General features: G+C 37.0%; 14 protein-coding genes and 1 other RNA gene. 10 read left to right on the forward strand and 5 right to left on the reverse strand.

The genetic code is table 11. From position 1 onward, the window contains the following. Positions 1-14 precede the first annotated feature (14 nt). From ffs to ACFIJR_RS05585, 4 genes are all read right to left on the reverse strand, one after another. Positions 15-112: signal recognition particle sRNA small type (gene ffs / locus ACFIJR_RS05570), an RNA gene on the reverse strand. Positions 113-1,584: 1,472 nt separating this feature from the next. Beyond that, positions 1,585-1,992, reverse strand: coding sequence for a hypothetical protein (locus ACFIJR_RS05575; RefSeq protein ID WP_375653786.1), 408 nt, complete (start codon positions 1,990-1,992; stop codon positions 1,585-1,587). A gap of 537 nt (positions 1,993-2,529) precedes the next feature. After that, a complete protein-coding gene (locus tag ACFIJR_RS05580) occupies positions 2,530-3,393 on the reverse strand; it encodes a prephenate dehydratase (RefSeq protein WP_375653787.1) in 864 nt (287 codons plus the stop codon). Beyond that, a complete protein-coding gene (locus tag ACFIJR_RS05585) occupies positions 3,390-4,121 on the reverse strand; it encodes a 3-deoxy-manno-octulosonate cytidylyltransferase (RefSeq protein ID WP_375653789.1) in 732 nt (243 codons plus the stop codon). Before ACFIJR_RS05585 ends, ACFIJR_RS05580 begins: the two co-directional genes overlap by 4 nt. 104 nt (positions 4,122-4,225) lie before the next feature. Here ACFIJR_RS05585 and ACFIJR_RS05590 point away from each other — a divergent pair, with 104 nt between their 5' ends. Further along, a complete protein-coding gene (locus ACFIJR_RS05590) occupies positions 4,226-4,789 on the forward strand; it encodes a c-type cytochrome (RefSeq protein ID WP_375653790.1) in 564 nt (187 codons plus the stop codon). Positions 4,790-5,726: 937 nt separating this feature from the next. Here ACFIJR_RS05590 and ACFIJR_RS05595 read toward each other — a convergent pair. Further along, positions 5,727-6,521: a molybdopterin-synthase adenylyltransferase MoeB gene (locus tag ACFIJR_RS05595; protein ID WP_375626794.1), complete on the reverse strand. Its 795-nt coding sequence runs from the start codon at positions 6,519-6,521 to the stop codon at positions 5,727-5,729. An 87-nt stretch (positions 6,522-6,608) separates the two neighbouring features. On the opposite strand from ACFIJR_RS05595, the gene gshB reads away from it, so the two are divergent. From gshB to mutM, 9 genes are all read left to right on the forward strand, one after another. Next, complete coding sequence (gene gshB, locus ACFIJR_RS05600; RefSeq protein ID WP_375626796.1) at positions 6,609-7,547, forward strand: glutathione synthase; 939 nt, start codon at positions 6,609-6,611, stop codon at positions 7,545-7,547. A gap of 142 nt (positions 7,548-7,689) precedes the next feature. Then, positions 7,690-8,736, forward strand: coding sequence for a substrate-binding domain-containing protein (locus ACFIJR_RS05605; protein WP_375626798.1), 1,047 nt, complete (start codon positions 7,690-7,692; stop codon positions 8,734-8,736). Positions 8,737-8,810: 74 nt separating this feature from the next. Continuing rightward, positions 8,811-10,271: a phosphate ABC transporter permease subunit PstC gene (pstC, locus tag ACFIJR_RS05610; RefSeq protein WP_375653791.1), complete on the forward strand. Its 1,461-nt coding sequence runs from the start codon at positions 8,811-8,813 to the stop codon at positions 10,269-10,271. Then, positions 10,268-11,557: a phosphate ABC transporter permease PstA gene (gene pstA / locus ACFIJR_RS05615; protein WP_375653793.1), complete on the forward strand. Its 1,290-nt coding sequence runs from the start codon at positions 10,268-10,270 to the stop codon at positions 11,555-11,557. The genes pstC and pstA overlap by 4 nt, the downstream gene beginning before the upstream one ends. A 51-nt stretch (positions 11,558-11,608) precedes the next feature. Continuing rightward, on the forward strand, positions 11,609-12,367 hold the full coding sequence (pstB, locus tag ACFIJR_RS05620; RefSeq protein ID WP_375625677.1) for a phosphate ABC transporter ATP-binding protein PstB: 759 nt from the start codon (positions 11,609-11,611) through the stop codon (positions 12,365-12,367). Between the two features lie 21 nt (positions 12,368-12,388). Beyond that, positions 12,389-13,111: a phosphate signaling complex protein PhoU gene (phoU, locus tag ACFIJR_RS05625; protein ID WP_012754655.1), complete on the forward strand. Its 723-nt coding sequence runs from the start codon at positions 12,389-12,391 to the stop codon at positions 13,109-13,111. Between the two features lie 587 nt (positions 13,112-13,698). After that, complete coding sequence (locus tag ACFIJR_RS05630; protein WP_375653794.1) at positions 13,699-14,535, forward strand: cell wall hydrolase; 837 nt, start codon at positions 13,699-13,701, stop codon at positions 14,533-14,535. Between the two features lie 174 nt (positions 14,536-14,709). Further along, the gene (locus tag ACFIJR_RS05635; protein WP_375653795.1) at positions 14,710-15,957 is read left to right on the forward strand and encodes an aminopeptidase; all 1,248 of its coding nucleotides are present in this window, start codon (positions 14,710-14,712) and stop codon (positions 15,955-15,957) included. A gap of 284 nt (positions 15,958-16,241) precedes the next feature. Continuing rightward, on the forward strand, positions 16,242-17,105 hold the full coding sequence (gene mutM, locus ACFIJR_RS05640; RefSeq protein ID WP_375626809.1) for a bifunctional DNA-formamidopyrimidine glycosylase/DNA-(apurinic or apyrimidinic site) lyase: 864 nt from the start codon (positions 16,242-16,244) through the stop codon (positions 17,103-17,105). Positions 17,106-17,109: the final 4 nt, after the last annotated feature.

Consider the following 17,109-nt stretch of genomic DNA (forward strand, 5'->3'; position numbering starts at 1 on the left):
ATTTCTTCAGAAAAATAGGAGGTTGGCACGATGACCCGTACCAGAACTCGTTGGGGCTGCTTCTTTCCAGACCTGACCCAGTTGGCGAGCAGTTCGTCCACCACCAACCTCCCAAGTTCATATTGTCGATTTGGAATGAAAAATCAAGCTCAGAAACGAAAAATATCCTAAGAACGACGAAGAATTTTCCTTTGCGTTTAATTTATTGACATATAAACAACAAAGAGATTATGGATTTATCAGTTTTCATAGCAGTAGCTCTTCATATTTATTTGGTATGAAAATATTTTTCGCTTAAGATAATCTGAATGTATAATTATTCTCATTCGCTGAAATATGTAAGAGTTTTAGGATAGATATGTCTGTTCTAAAACTACGAAATTGAATCATCAAAAATTTACAACAGTCAAAGAAGCAAATAAAGTAGATAGATCATGTAATTGGCTAACATTCGAAAGTTAGGGGGAAGAGTGCTATTTAAATAATTAGCAAATATTGCTTTAATGATGTTGCTCCTCTCACACAAAACAGAACATCTCAAACAGAACAACTTAATGTTGTTCATTTACATGCTTTTTAAAGAGCTATTGCTCAGTACTCTTAACGATATTTCAAACCCCGCTCGTAAATAGTATACATATTTCCCTTGAGGTGTAAATCCATTGTGCACTATCCTCTTTATGCTTAATAAAAGTCTAAATTTGAGCTCTCATACTATTAACAATTCCCAATATTGCGATCCCTTGCACTTGAGAGGCTTTATAAGAAGCTTTTTTATTCTTTTTTAATCGTTTTTACTCACACACCACCTCCATTTGTAACTTTCAAGGAAACGATTTTAATTGATTTAATATGAAGATTTAAGATGGGAGGATCTTACTTTATTCGTGGTTGTAATTCAGTATAAAAAAATCAAAGTCTTATAATGATAAGTCAATATCTTAAATAGCTTATAAGACCACCACCTGATTTCTATAGTGAATGAGAATATCAAATACGTAATATTTTTTCTTTTAACATATACGAATATAAATACTGAGTAGATGTTATCGCTCTTTGCGTGCTTGTTCTTTTAATTAAAAAACATCGATGTTTATCACAAGATGGATCAATATATGAATTTTCATCATTTGAGAAAAGGTTTCATATATTTTTTAAGTGACTGTGCTCATACAAGAGAAGATGCAACATTCAGCGCTATAGAAATAAGGGGGTACTGGTTTTATAAGCGTAAAAATGGTTCTTATTCGATATAAGCGACATTTTATAGTTTCAAATCTGTTTATCTAAGTGATTTGGGTAAGATGTGCTTCATAGCACTTAAAATGAAGCAGCTACGAAGATAGAAGTCATATTCTTATTAAAAAATAGCTCTGATAGTAGAAAATCCAGAACAATTTAAGTTTAGTCTTTTAGTTTTTGCAAAAGTCCTTTAATATCTAACGTTCTGAGCAGCTTAAGGTTTTCCATATTAGTATAAAAATACCTCTTCGGCGATTAGTTTTAATAGCTCATTATGCTGTATTTTGAAAAAATAACTGAAAAAAATAAATCTACTCAAATTTAGATGTTACAGAAATATTATTAATCATAATCTCCTGTGTCACAATTGGTTCCAACAACTTTTTTCTTCGTAATATTTTTAAAAATATAATGTCCTGACGAAGGAAAACTTATATGAAGAGATTTTATATTTTTTAGTGTAAAGACCTTTTTTTCTTTATCATGGGTTATTTTTTTTTCATCATCAACAACAATTCTCAATTTGTTTAGATCAGAAGGGGTAGAGTATGATAAAGTGAAGGATACTTTATTCGGTTTAAAGATACTACAAGAGTATTCAACTCCTTGATGGACAATATCGGATGGGGTGATCACAACACTTTCATCCAGCGCAAAATTCCATTTTTTCTCACCAAAGCCAGCAAATGCAACACTAGAGTAGGCGAGAATATTTGCGGCTAATAATCCTTGCGTGAAGATTTTTTTCATTATCCTCTCCTTTTTTCTAAAGTGAGATGAATCATAAATCAGTTTTTATAAAGATGAAAGTTCAAACTTAATGCTAAAAGCAGGTTTGAGTTGTATTTTCTAGCTTTAAACCATGTTCAGACTAATATCATTCTAATAAATTTGAATGTTCTATCATGTATAATAATTTGAATTGTTTTGAGAGTTAATTAGAAGTTCGTTATCTTTATTGGCATAAACTATCAGAAGAAATGACTTGTTTCAAGAACCTCTCTATAATATATAAAGGGAAATATATGGTACAAGTGTTTTTATTTTTGGTTACTGTGTTTTTTACATTGGTTTTTATACAAGTTGAATTGCTTTTTATCATGATATAATTTGTGAAAAAGTATTATGGAAATAATTTATATATTCTTTTATGAACCGTTTTTTCTTCTTCAGTTTTTATGAAGGGTGTTGAGTAGAAAAAAACGAGCTCTTCCAAGATGCGTCGCATCATGAAATTTTTACGATGCTCTTTGATATCAGCAAAGAATGATGGCAGTTTAATTGCTTTTATATATACGATGTTCGATCGTTTTGTGCTGGATAAGTACCGATAATACGCAGTTCTGCAGAAAAGAAAGATAATTCTTCTAAGGCAAGTTTCATCATCGGGTCTTCAGGATGTCCTTCAATATCAACAAAGAATTGTGTTGCATTGAAATTTCCACCAATTTGATAGCTTTCTAATTTTGTCATATTGATACCATTTGTTGCAAATCCTCCCATAGCTTTATAGAGAGCAGCGGGGACATTGCGCACTCGAAAAAGAAGACTGGTGATGATTTTTTCGCCATTTTTAGGTTTGGGGACATGTCGTTTGGAGCGTGAAAGGATGACAAAACGGGTAATATTATGAGGGTTATCTTCAACATCTCTTTCAAGAATATCAAGTCCATAGAGTTCTGCTGCGATTAAAGGTGCTAAGGCAGCCTGTGAACGTTTAGCATTTTTTTTAATAAATTTTGCAGCTCCAGCGGTGTCTGCAGAAACAACAGGTTTCCAACCGTTGTTTCGTATGATTTTTCGGCATTGTGCAAGGGCATGCGTATGGCTGTGGACGGTTTTAATTTCGTCATATGTAACGCCGGGCAAAACCATTAATTGAAAATGGATAGGTAAAAAATATTCATCAATAATATAAAGGGATGATTGCGGTAAAAGATGATGAATGTCTGCAACGCGTCCCGCAAGAGTATTTTCAATAGGGATCATAGCAAGATCAGCTTGCCCACTTTCCACTAAATTAAGTGCGTCTTCAAAAGTAGCAGAGGGAACAGCATCCATATTGGGGAACATATTGGAGCAAGCAATGTGGGAATTAGCGCCGTATTCTCCTTGGAAAGAAATTTTATTGGTTTTTTGAAGTATTTTCATGCTAAAATCTCACAAACTCTATCGAGATCATGTTGTGTGTCTACACCTAAGGGAATTGTATCGACTATTTCCACATCGATACGCATATTGTTTTCTAATGCACGTAATTGTTCAAGTTTTTCACGTTGCTCAAGTGTAGAGGGTTTGAATGATACAAATTTCTCAAGTGCTTCGCGCCGATAAGCGTATATTCCAATATGATGATAAAGAGGACCATCTCCATAGGGTGCTGTGGCGCGCGTAAAATAAAGAGCACGAAGGCGATTTTGAGAAAGCGGTGTACCAATGATTTTGACGACATTGGGATCTCTTTTTTCATTTTCTTCAATGATTCGAGCACCCAAGGTTGCAATATCAGTAAAGCTATTTTCTAAAGGGCGTAGTGCATGAATGATTTCACGAGGCATTATTGTTGGTAGGTCACCTTGTATATTTAAAATGGCGTTGTAACGTTGTTTCGGATCAATGCGCATTAAAGCTTCATAAATACGGTCAGATCCAGACTTATGATCACCTTGTGTTATGATACATTCATGCCCATAATCTGCAACAGCTCTAGCGATATCATTATGATCTGTTGCAACGATCGTACGCCCTATTGCAGCTTTTTTGGCTTGTTCTGCGACATGAACAATCATCGGTTTTCCGCCAATTTCAGCGAGAGCTTTTCGAGGAAGACGGGTTGAGCCTATACGAGCAGGAATAAGAATAATTGGTTCAAGAGCCATTGTAAGATTCCAAATGTCATCTGTGATGCATTTATGATGTTGTGTGTTATAAAGAAAAAGCTTAAACTAAAAATGGTAATGAAACCGTGAACATTTGAGTTTTTATGAATCGCCCGAGATTTATTTATTTTATTTGTGCTTGTTTATGTGTACTGGTCATTATTGTGGGGATTTTCACACTCAGCAATATCATTTACGATCATCCTATATCAGTCCAATATCATCATACAATTGCCAAGGATGATACATTTCAAGAAAAACAAAAAGAACCTGATGTCTCCCTATCACTAAATAGTCGTCTTCAACAAGGCAATTTTGAAAATGGCCGTAAAATTTTTCGCCAATGTGCCATATGCCATACTTCTGGACGCAATGAAGCAGGGCGTGTTGGTCCAGTTCTTTGGGAGATTGTTAACCGCCCTTTGGCATCAGCAGCAGGTTTTGCTTATTCACGGGCATTGCGTGCTCATTTTGATCAAAAATGGGATTTTGTAACGTTAGATCGTTATCTACATTCTCCACGTGAAGCTTTTCCTGGGACCATTATGTCTTTTCGTGGAATTAAAAATGACCAAGATCGTGCCGATCTTTTGCTTTATTTACGCAGTTTATCCGATCATCCTGTTCCTTTACCAATGGATAATAATAAAGCAAAAGAGCTAAATTAACTTATACCATAGATGTTAATTTTAGAAAGAAGTCTGATTTTTTTTGTAATTTTAGTTTCACAGTTTTATAAAAAGAGCTCTTATTGATGTTTTGTTAGGGGGAACGCCCCTCACGCAAAACAGAATACATTTAACGTTGCATATTGACTCGCTTATTTTAAAGAGATCTTTTATAAAAATGCACTCTTTACGCTGTCATCTGTAGATTGGTTTTCAAGATTTGTGTGCTTCACTTTTTCTACATATACTTGTCTGTGAAATTATTGCTGAAGGATTATCAATTCATGAGCTGCAGCTTTCTGCTTCTGAATGCAATAATTATGTAATTAAAGCTCTCCACGAGGTTTATCTCAATCCTTCTATACACATCAATCCCTATGTACTTTTCTTGCGAACAGAGACAATTGATTATTCTTATACGTGCAATAATCCTAAGCTGCTTTTTATGATGCTTGATGAATAGACGTTTTCTCTTGAGGTTAGAGGTGTAGGGACAGATCATTGACCTTTTATAGTATCGATAACTAAAATATGATTTAGATTATTTGTTTATAGGTTATGGTGTGAAGTAAGCACTTTCATGTGAAGCAAATTGGAAGCAATTTTTATGTGTGAATAGTAAAATAGTTGAATAGAGTTCTGCTGATTATATTTTTATCTACTTCGAAAATTTTTTACACAAGAATACTGATGGCAGCTAAGTTTGCACGAGTCTCTGTTCATTTATAGACGATGACATGAAATTATGCTGATAAGCTATTGCTGATAAGCTATTATAGAGAATTATTTTTTCACAAAAGGTCTTCCATATTTGTGAGAAATTTAATAGTTTCCATTGGTTACAGTGTTTCGATGACTTACGATAAAACATCAGTATTTCAATACATATTGCGACATATTGCGAGAGTGCTAAAAATTAATGCGGGAGGAGACATAATCATGATTCCCCAAGTTTCTTAATAACTATGGCATTTTTCTTATAATTTGAGCGTTTATAAGTAATAATATTAAATTGCGCTAATAATCCATTGTAGAGAAGAATTTTTCCCACTAAGGGTTCACCAATATTTGTGATCATTTTAATAACTTCCATTGCTTGTAGGGTCCCAATAACGCCAGGTAAAACACCGATGATTCCAGTTTCAGCGCATGTTGGGATAGTTCCGTGAGCCGGAGGCGTGGGAAATAAATCGCGATAGTGAGGATTATTGTCTTTATATGGCATAAGGACGGTTAATGAGCCATTAAAACGTTCTACAGAACCACTTATTAAAGGTTTTTTGCATTGGGCAGCGTGATCAGCAAGAAGATAGCGTGTCGTAAAATTATCACTTCCATCAACAATGATGTGGTAAGCATTGAGCAGTTTATCCACATTACTTTTATCTAAGCGTAGGGTGTGTTTTTCAACTACAACATGAGGATTTATTGCTTTTATAGTGGTTTCAGCACTGTCTGTTTTTCTTTTGTTTATTGCATTTGTTTTATGAATAACTTGGCGTTGTAAATTGGAAAGTGAAACGATGTCGTTATCGACAATTCCAATGGTTCCAACACCTGCGGCAGCCAAATAGGTTAAGACAGGAGCACCAAGACCACCAGCGCCCACAACAAGAACACGTGCTTTTTTTAGCTTTTGTTGCCCTGCACCACCAATCTCAGGCAAAATGATGTGGCGTGCATAGCGTTCGATTTCTTTGTTGTTTAATTTTGTATCTGTTTCTTGTGTCATAAATTTTCTCTTGTCATAGTTCTTTTATTGTTTACTAAGTTTATGGTGCATAGACCAGTCTGCTTTTAGGATAGGGAGGATTTATTTATGAAAATTGCCATTCAGATGGATCATATTTCAACAGTTCGGATTCAAGGAGATACGACATTTGCACTCGCTTTAGCAGCACAAGAACGTGGACATTCTCTCTTCCATTATACACCAGATCGTTTATCTCTGTGTGATGGTTGTGTGATTGCACGACTAGAGCCATTGATTGTGCGTGATAAAGAGGGAAGCCACTATCAATTAGAAAAGCCTGCTCGCACGGAATTAACAGATATGGATGTGGTTCTTTTACGCCAAGATCCACCTTTTGATCTCAATTATATCACGACGACTCATTTGTTAGAACGTATTCATCCTAAAACACTCGTTGTGAATGATCCAGCATGGGTACGCAATAGCCCAGAAAAAATTTTTGTTACTGAATTTTCTGATCTGATGCCAGAAACATTAATTACCAAAGATATTGAAGAAATAACAGCTTTTAGAGAGACATTTGGCGATATTATTGTTAAACCACTTTATGGAAATGGGGGCGCTGGTGTTTTTTATTTAAAACAAGATGATCGCAATTTAGCATCATTGTTGGAAATGTTTGCAGAAATTTATCATGAACCTTTTATTGTTCAGCGCTATTTAGAGGCAGTACGAAAAGGAGATAAAAGGATTATTTTGCTTGATGGTACACCCGTTGGAGCTATTAATCGAATTCCGACAAAAACAGATGTGCGCTCTAATATGCATGTTGGAGGTCGCGCGGAAAATGTTGAGTTAACAAAACGTGATTATGAGATTTGTGAACGTATTGCTCCAGCCTTAAAGGAACGTGGTCTTCTTTTTGTGGGGATTGATGTGATCGGAGATTATATAACAGAAATTAATGTGACGTCTCCTACAGGAATTCGTGAAATTAAACGCTTCTGCGGTACAGATGTTGCTCATTTGTTTTGGGATGTTATTGAGTTCAAGCGTTCAAATTAATTTATTTGACAGAGGACAAAAACATGGTTTTAAAAAAATGATCCATGTTGTTTTTTATATTTGTTATGTTGCAAATGTGAACTAGAATGACCGTATGATATAAATTAAGAGGCTGTGTCCTCAATTTTTAGGGAGTTTATAGATGAGCAGAGTATTATCAATTGGAGTGGGATTGATTTTTGCGCTACTGCTGTCAGCAAATGGAGGCAATGCGCGCGATCAAATACAGATTACTGGTTCATCTACAGTTTTACCTTATCAAAAGATTGTTGCTGAGACATTTGGAGAAATTTATCCCCATTTTAAGGTTCCTGTTATCGAATCAGGTGGAACAGGAGCTGGTATTAAGGAATTCTGCCGTGGTATTGGGGAGAACACCGTTGATATTGTCAATGCTTCGCGAGCAATGAAGCCGAGTGAATTACAGTCTTGTTTTGATGCTGGTGTAAAAGATGTTGAGGAAATACGTATTGGGTATGATGGTATTGTTTTTGCAACAGATATTAAGGGTCCTGATTGGAAGTTAAAGCCAGTAGATGTTTATAAAGCTCTTGCTGCTCGAATTATTATAGACGGAAAGTTGCAACCGAATAATGTTTTGAAATGGAGTGCAGTTAATAGTGCTCTTCCTGATTGGACGATAGCAGCGTATATTCCTGGAGAGAAGCATGGGACGCGTGAAGTTTTTGAGGAAAAATTACTTACTGAGGGGTGTAAAGAGAGTGGGGCAGTTGAGGTGATGAAGTCTTTAGGAATGGATGATAAGGAGATACACACTGCTTGTATTGCGATACGTAAGGATGGAAAAGCGGTTGATATTGATGGTGATTATTCTGAAACATTTGCGCGTCTAACTTCTAATAAAACAGGGGTTGGTATTTTTGGTTTGTCTTTTTATCAAAATAATGCTGATAGGCTAAAGGTTGCCGATATTAACGGTTTTGCGCCAACAGTTGAGACGATTTCTAGCGGACAATATCCAGTTTCTCGTCCGCTTTTTTTCTATATTAAGAAAGCACATTTAGGTATTATTTCAGGTTTGCGAGAGTATGTTGACTTTTTTCTTTCTGATCAGATGATTGGTCCAGAGGGTCCTTTGGCTGAATATGGTTTGATTGTTTCTCCTGAAAAGGAGCGTCAAGCGCAGCGTTCTGATTTTTCTGCTGGTCGAGTAATGACATTGAAATAATTTGCAGGGAAAATTTGTTGGATTTCTGGAATAGGAAACTTGGGTGCTATTTTTTATAAAAACTGAAAGATAAAATGCGCATTTCCTTTATTATTTTGCTGTTATTGATTTTTGGATTTTGTGGCTTTTGTATTTCTTATATGCGAGCACGCATTCTTGAATACAGACAACATAAGATGCATTCTCGTGCGTATTATTATGGCTGGTGGACATTTTTGATTACTGTTATTCCAGCTTTTATTTTTTTAATTGTTTGGGATGCTGGGAGTACAATTTATTTAGAATATAATGCCTCTCGAGAGCTTGGGGCGTATAGTGCGCATGTAACAGAGTCTGTAAATCATGATCTACTTTGGGAGACACTTCGAAGTCTCGTCAAAATGATTCATCGCTTTGAGGGGAATCTTTCTACCGCTTCCTATAAGGAAGTGCAGGCACAATTACTCGCGAAGGGATTGATTGTATCTCATGAAGCATCAGATGATGTGTTCAAAATAGCCCGGTCGTGGGTATTCTCTTCTGAAAAGCTTAAGTTTATAGGTTATGGTTTCCTTTTTGCTATTGCATTCTTTGGTTTTATCTTTGGAATGATGCAAATTGCGCCTCATCAGCGTGCGCGCAATAAGGTTGAATCTTTTATTATTATTGGATTAATTTGTGCATCTATTGTTGCAGTTTTGACAACAATAGCCATTGCGCTTTCTATGCTTTTTCAGACAGTGAGCTTTTTTCAGTCTGTATCCTTTTCAAATTTCTTTTTAGGAACTGTTTGGGATCCGCGTTTTTCCGCGAGTGGCTCAAGCGATGAAGTAGGACAATTTGGTTTAATACCGCTTCTTGCTGGTACGCTTTATATTGCATTTGTCGCCATGCTTTTTGCTGTACCTATAGGACTATTTTCAGCTCTTTATATGGCTGAGTATGCTTCTGCGCGATTGCGAGCAATTGTAAAACCATTGTTGGAAGTTCTTGCTGGCATCCCAACCATTGTTTATGGTTTTTTTGCTTTGAAGGTTGTAGGACCATTTTTACGTGATCTCTCTGCGTCTCTCTCAGATGGGGGTGGTTTTATTATGGCACAAAGTGTTTTGACTGCTGGAGTTGTGATGGGAATTATGTTGATACCTTTTGTTTCCTCTTTATCGGATGATGTTATTACGGCTGTTCCACGCATTTTACGTGAAGGTTCTTATGGTTTAGGCGCAACGCAATCTGAAACAATTAAAAAAGTTGTTATACCAGCAGCGCTTCCAGGGATTATGGGGGCCATTTTGTTGACGGCATCGCGTGCAATTGGAGAAACAATGATTGTGGTTTTGGCGGCAGGTGTTGCAGCAAACTTAACACTCAATCCTTTCGAAGCAATGACTACGATGACTGTAAAGATTGTTAATCAATTGACCGGTGACTTTGAGTTTAATTCTCCACAAACTCTGGTGGCTTTTGCCTTAGGAATGACGCTCTTTGTTATGACACTTTTGATGAACATTCTGGCTCTTTATATTGTGCGTAAATATCGGGAACAATATGAATGAATGAAGATTTTTTCCCTCGTCGCAATATTAGCCTCAAGCGTCGGTATTGGGCTGAACGTCGTTTTCGTGCCTATGGTTTGATTGCCATTTCTATTGGTTTGTTTTTTTTATTTACGCTTTTATGGTCTATCATTGGTCAGGGTTATACAGCTTTTTTTCAAAGTGAAATGACATTATCGATTTATTTGGATGAAAAGATCATTGATCCAAGTGGTCAACATAAAACAAAACCGCGAGTACTCATGACGGCGAATTATCCACTTCTTGTACGCAATGCTTTAGCAAAGAAACTTAATATAGATCAAAATGATCGAGCCTCTCTTCGGGAAGTTAATCGTATGTTTTCAAATAGTGTTCGCGTTCAACTGCGTGAAATGGTGACAAAGAATCCAAAACTGATTGGCACGATGCAAAAAGTTAAAGTTTTGGCATCTGCGGATATTGATTCTGCTTATAAGGGACAGATTGATCTGCGTGTAGCAGAAAAAAACCGTAAAGTTTCTAATCGACAAGTAGAATGGATAAAGCGTTTAGCGCATGATGGTACGCTTTATAAAACATTTAATATTGGTTTTTTTACATTTGGCGCTTCAAGTCGTCCTGAGACTGCGGGATTAGGTGTTGCGATCATTGGTTCTCTTTATATGATAGGCATCGTTTTATTAGTTTCACTCCCGATAGGCATAGCAACGGCTCTTTATTTGGAAGAATATGCACGCAAAAATAAATTTACAGATTTTATAGAGGTTAATATCAATAATCTTGCAGCTGTTCCTTCAATTGTGTTTGGTCTTTTAGGACTCTCTTTTTTTGTTAATTTTTTAGGATTACCACGTTCAGCCTCTTTTGTTGGTGGTCTTGTTTTAGCGCTCATGACTCTTCCCACGATCATTATTGCAACACGTTCTGCTCTGCGTGCTGTTCCTCTCTCTATTCGTGCAGCAGCTTTAGGACTGGGAGCATCAAAAACACAAATGATTTTTCATCATGTTGTTCCTTTAGCTGCGCCTGGTATTGTGACAGGCACAATTATTGGAGTCGCGCAGGCTTTGGGTGAAACAGCGCCTTTGCTTTTGATTGGAATGGTTGCTTTTGTTGTGAATATTCCTACGACCCCCATGGATCCAGCAACGGCTTTGCCTGTTCAAATTTTTATGTGGGCGGGTGAAGCAGAGCGCGCTTTTGTTGAAAAGACATCAGGAGCTATTATTGTATTAATGATTTTTCTTGCGATCATGAATATTTCTGCGGTTTTTTTACGTCGACGATTTGAACGCCGCCAGTAATTTTAATAAAACAACAGCTTTGATAAGATTTTTGTAAGGTGAATTTTTGTAATGAAGATTAAAATGCGCGGTCAGGATGTGAAGGTTTCTTATGGAGACAAAGAAGCACTCCATGGTATTACACTTGATATTCCTGAACATCAAGTAACAGCCTTGATTGGTCCATCAGGATGCGGAAAGTCGACTTTTTTGCGTTGTTTTAACCGTATGAATGATACGATTGAAGGCGCTAAAACAACCGGTCTTATTACCTTAGATGGGGAGAATATTTATGACCAGAGGATTGATGTTGTAGAATTGCGCGCTCGTGTTGGAATGGTTTTTCAAAAGCCCAGTCCTTTTCCAAAATCTATATTTGAGAATGTTGCGTATGGTCCACGCATTCATGGTTTAGTTAAAACGCGCTCTGAATTGCATGATGTAGTTGAAAAGAGTTTGAGGCAGGCAGGTTTGTTTGAAGAAGTAAAAGATCGTCTTCATGATCTTGGAACAAGTTTGTCAGGGGGACAACAACAGCGTTTGTGTATTGCACGTGCTATTGCGGTTAGTCCTGAAGTTATTTTGATGGATGAGCCCTGTTCAGCTCTTGATCCCATTGCGACGGCACGGATTGAAGAGCTTATCGATGCGTTACGGCAAAATTATACAATTGTTATTGTAACGCATTCCATGCAACAGGCCGCACGTGTTTCTCAATATACGGCTATGTTTCATTTAGGGCATTTGGTAGAAGTTGGTGCGACTGAAATGATCTTTACCTCACCAAAAGAGCAACGGACGCAAGATTATATTACGGGGCGTTTTGGATAGGTGAATTGAGGAGTGTAAGATATGTCTATGAACCATACTGTCCGTTCTTATGATGCAGAACTAAAATATTTAAAAGCAAGGATTACAGAAATGGGGAGCCATGCAGAAAGAATGATTGAACGTTCTGTAGCATCGGTTGTGTGTAGTGATCTTCAACTTGCAACGACAGTGATTGCCGATGATGTGTTTTTAGATGAAGCAGAACGTGACATTGATGAAAAAGCGGTTGCTATTATTTGCAAACGCCAACCGATGGCTGTCGATTTGCGTGAAATTATTGGAGCCATTCGTATTTCTTCTGATCTTGAGCGGATTGGGGATATGGCCAAAAACATTGCTAAAAGGACTGTTGCACTTTCAGAAATACGTCAATCTGCTTCTGTTTATCATGGGCTTGAAACAATTACAGCTTTAGCACTCAATCAATTAAAAGAAGTCTTAAATGCTTATACGAGTCGCCTATTAGAGCGTGTTGACGCGGTGCGTGAGCGTGATGAGAAGATTGATGCTTTGTATACTTCTCTTTTTCGTGAACTTTTGACATATATGATGGAAGATATGCGTAATATTACGGTTTGTACGCACTTACTGTTTTGTTTAAAGAATATTGAACGGATTGGTGACCATGTTACTAATATTGCTGAGATGCTGCATTATATCATAACGGGTTACCATATGTCCTCTGATCGTCCTCGCGATGACCTTACTTATAAAGTTGGGGTAGGTGAGAAGAAAATAGATTAAGATTTTTCTTATATGTATAAAATCAGTTTGTAGATATATGAGTATTTTCTTACAGTGCGGCTATAGAAAGAATAAGATAACTATCTTATGGAAAAGCATAAAGAGGCAACAAAGAGTTTTTCAGAGAAGCATAGCAGATTGCTAACTCTTGGTTTGACATATTTGTATATTGGATGATATCATCACTCGTATTGTGGCAGGAGGGGAGTTTTCTAGGGGAATTTCCTTTCAGATCATTTTGTTAAAATTTTTATATTAAAAGGGGATATCTGTATTATTTTTTTAATATCGATGCAAAGAGTTTTGGTATCCAAATTTTTTGTATGTAGGAGAAGTGGATAGTGTTACTTCATTGTAATTGGAACGTGTGGGCTATTATGGACTATATTGGACCATGAAGGATAACAATATTGATCTGTAAATTAAGAGTTTTTTATTTTTTATTTTGCATAGATACTTTTTGATTACCTCTTGTATTAAAATTTTACTGAGTGGTAACAGTTAGCTATGTACTTTATTGAGAGATACATTTAAAGCTCATTTCAAAATTTGAATAGCTCAGAGATTATAGGAATGTGTTGCATAAGATGAAAAAAAATCGTTGGAATGTTTTTGTTACCTGTTGTGTAGCGCCGTTAGTTGTTGTGGGGTGTGCTTCAAATCGTTTAGATACTGGAAAAGTAAATAATAATAAGACAAAAACAGTTACGTATCCATTGACAGAGCGTCAATGTCTCATGCGAGCGATGTATTTTGAATCAAATCGCACAAGCCGTGAAGGAATGATTGCTGTTGGGACGGTTGTTATGAATCGTGTTAATTCAACCGCCTATCCTAAGACGATTTGTGGTGTTGTTGGTCAATATAAGCAGTTTGCTCCTGGTGTTTTAACGCGTCCTATGACGGAGAAAGCATCTGTTGCTCGTGTAAGAGAGGCGGCTGATGCTGTTTTACGGGGTGAACGAGATAAGAAAGTTAAACACGCTAAGTTTTTTCATACCGCTGGTTTGTCTTTTCCGTATAAAAACATGCATTATGTTCAGGTTGCAGGGGGAAATGCTTTTTATGAAAAACGATCACGTGATGGGGAACTTCAAGTTCCTACAAATAATCGCCCTTATGATGTTGCTTATGCTTTTGCTCAAGAACGTTCTGGTCATGCGCCAAGCTTTATAGATGAAGGCTTAGAAAGTGGGGGAGTAAAGGTAGAAAAAAGAGCATCTCCTTCGATAGAAATAGCACAGTCCAAGACGGCACATCTTGCATCTTTTGCTTTGGTACAGCTTGATAAAGTTCCTATTCCTGCCTATGCACCTCAACATCTAGCTAGGAAAGAGGAAAATAAAACGATTATGACTTTGCCTTCATCAGATCAGTTAAATGCAATTGTTGCAATGTTAGAAAAACGACATAGAAACTGGTAAGTTTTTCACGACAAAAGAAGGGTTATATACCCATTGCGGTTTATGAATTAAGTGAACCTTTTAGCGATAATGACACGCATAAATATACGTAGAGAAAATGAACTCGAAGGATCTAAAAAAATTTATAAGATGACGACATAAAGAACGCATTTTATTTAAAGAAGGGTATTGCTAATGTACTTTGATATTCATGAGACAATTTCGCCTGAAATGCTTAATCGTCTTGCAGAAATTACAGTAAAAGTGGGGTTGAATTTACAAGAGGGGCAGGATCTTGTTTTGACTGCTCCAGTTTCAGCATTACCTTTTGTTCGGCGTATTGCATATCATGCTTATAAGGTTGGTGCTGGTGTCATTACACCAATTTTTAGTGATGATATATTATCGCTTACACGTTTTGAAAATGCCCATAAAACTAGTTTTGATTGTGCCCCTTCTTGGCTTTATGAGGGAATGGCGAAGGCTTTTGAAAAGGGGGCAGCGCGGTTAGCAATTGTTGGTGATAATCCTTTGCTCCTTTCCAATCAAGATTTCGATAAGGTTGCGCGTTTGAATAAGGCGACTTCACTAGCTTACCAGCCTGCTCTCAAAAAAATATCGAATTTTTCTATAAATTGGTCAATTGTTGCTTATCCAACAGCAGGATGGGCTGAGGCAATGTTTCCTTCTTTACCACTGAATGAGGCGATTAAAAAATTAGCCGATGCAATTTTTTCTGCTTCACGTGTTACAGAAGAAGATCCGGTACATGCGTGGTTCGTCCATAACGAGAATTTAAAGAAACGGTCATCTTGGCTTAATGAGCAGCGTTTTTCTGCTTTACACTTTACAGGGCCAGGGACTGATTTAACTGTTGGTTTGGCAGATGATCATGAATGGCATGGTGGTGCATCTGTTGCTCAAAATGGTGTTATTTGCAATCCGAATATTCCGACAGAAGAAGTTTTCACGACTCCTCATGCTCATAAGGTTGAAGGTTTTGTTCGCTCAACAAAGCCACTTTCCTATCAAGGAACACTGATTGATAATATTGAAGTACGTTTTGAAGCAGGGCGTATTGTTGAATCCCGTGCATCAACGGGGCAGGAAGTTTTGCAGCAGGTTTTGCAAAGTGATGAGGGTGCAAGCCGATTGGGCGAAGTTGCTCTTGTTCCTCATTCTTCACCAATTTCTAAGAGTGACCTCCTTTTTTATAATACCTTATTTGATGAAAATGCTGCATGTCATATTGCTTTAGGACAGTGTTATTCCAAATGCTTTTTAGATGGGGCATCATTGACATCAGAAGAGATTGCAGCGCGTGGTGGTAATAAAAGTGTCATTCATATTGACTGGATGATTGGTTCTGGCGAAATTGATATCGATGGCATTACCCAAGATGGTGTAAGAGTTCCTGTATTTCGTAAAGGTGAGTGGGCTTAATCCTGCTATGTCCTCAAATATTGTCATTTGAGGTAGGGTGGGGTGTAAGCCTCATTGATACGTTAAGTATTTTAGAGTGCCAGGTGAATATTCAAGGCAGGGTTTGGTCATAAAGCCTTTAGTTAAGTGACTCACATGAGTAGGAAGCTAAGTGAAATCCACTCATCAAGAATTTGAGTCGTTTATAGAGCAGATGTAGAGGAAACCTTTGTTCTTTGAGGAGGGAAAAGAAGCCAATTTATTGGTGATACAATTGAAAAGTGTATAATTATTAAAGAAGAGAGATGCCTGAACTTCCTGAAGTAGAGACAGTTCGTCGTGGACTTGAGTCTGTTGTAACTGATGCAAAGATAGTATCTGTCAGACTTAATCGTAGAGATTTGCGCTTTCCTTTTCCTGAGGCTTTTTCTGAGCGCCTTATTGGCAGAACAATTATAGAACTTGGTCGGCGTGCAAAATATTTATTATTCCATCTTTCTCAGAATGAAACGATTTTAAGCCATTTAGGAATGTCTGGTTCATGGCGTATAGAGAATGATCTTTTAAGAACGACAAGTAAATTGGTTAAACATGATCATTTTGTCATGGATATTCAAACAAGGAATGGTGAAGTTTATCATCTTATTTATAATGATGTGCGTCGCTTTGGATTTATGCTTTTAGTCAATACGGACAAGCTTTATGAACATCCACTTTTAAATAAGCTAGGGCTTGAACCTATGAGTAATTCGTTTTCTGGTCGTTATTTACAAAAGGCTTTTGTTAATAAAAAAATGTCTCTCAAGAGCGTTTTACTTGATCAGTCTATTGTTGCAGGTCTTGGGAATATTTATGTTTGTGAAGCACTTTGGCGGAGTCGTTTGTCTCCACAACGTGGTGCATTTACATTGGCATCAAAAACGGCACGTGCATGTGAATTTGCAGATTCTTTAGCAAAAAATATACGCAATGTGATTTCTGAAGCCATTTTGTCTGGTGGCTCTTCTTTACGTGATTATATGCATATAGATGGTTCACTTGGTTATTTCCAACATGCTTTTTCAGTTTATGGACGAGAAGGCAAGCAATGTTTGGAATGTGGAACGCCTATAGTGCGTATTTTACAGGCTGGACGTTCAAGTTTTTACTGCTCACAATGCCAAAAATGAATAA

This window comes from Bartonella sp. OD88NMGDW, assembly GCF_042193775.1.
GTDB classification, from domain to species: domain Bacteria; phylum Pseudomonadota; class Alphaproteobacteria; order Rhizobiales; family Rhizobiaceae; genus Bartonella; species Bartonella grahamii.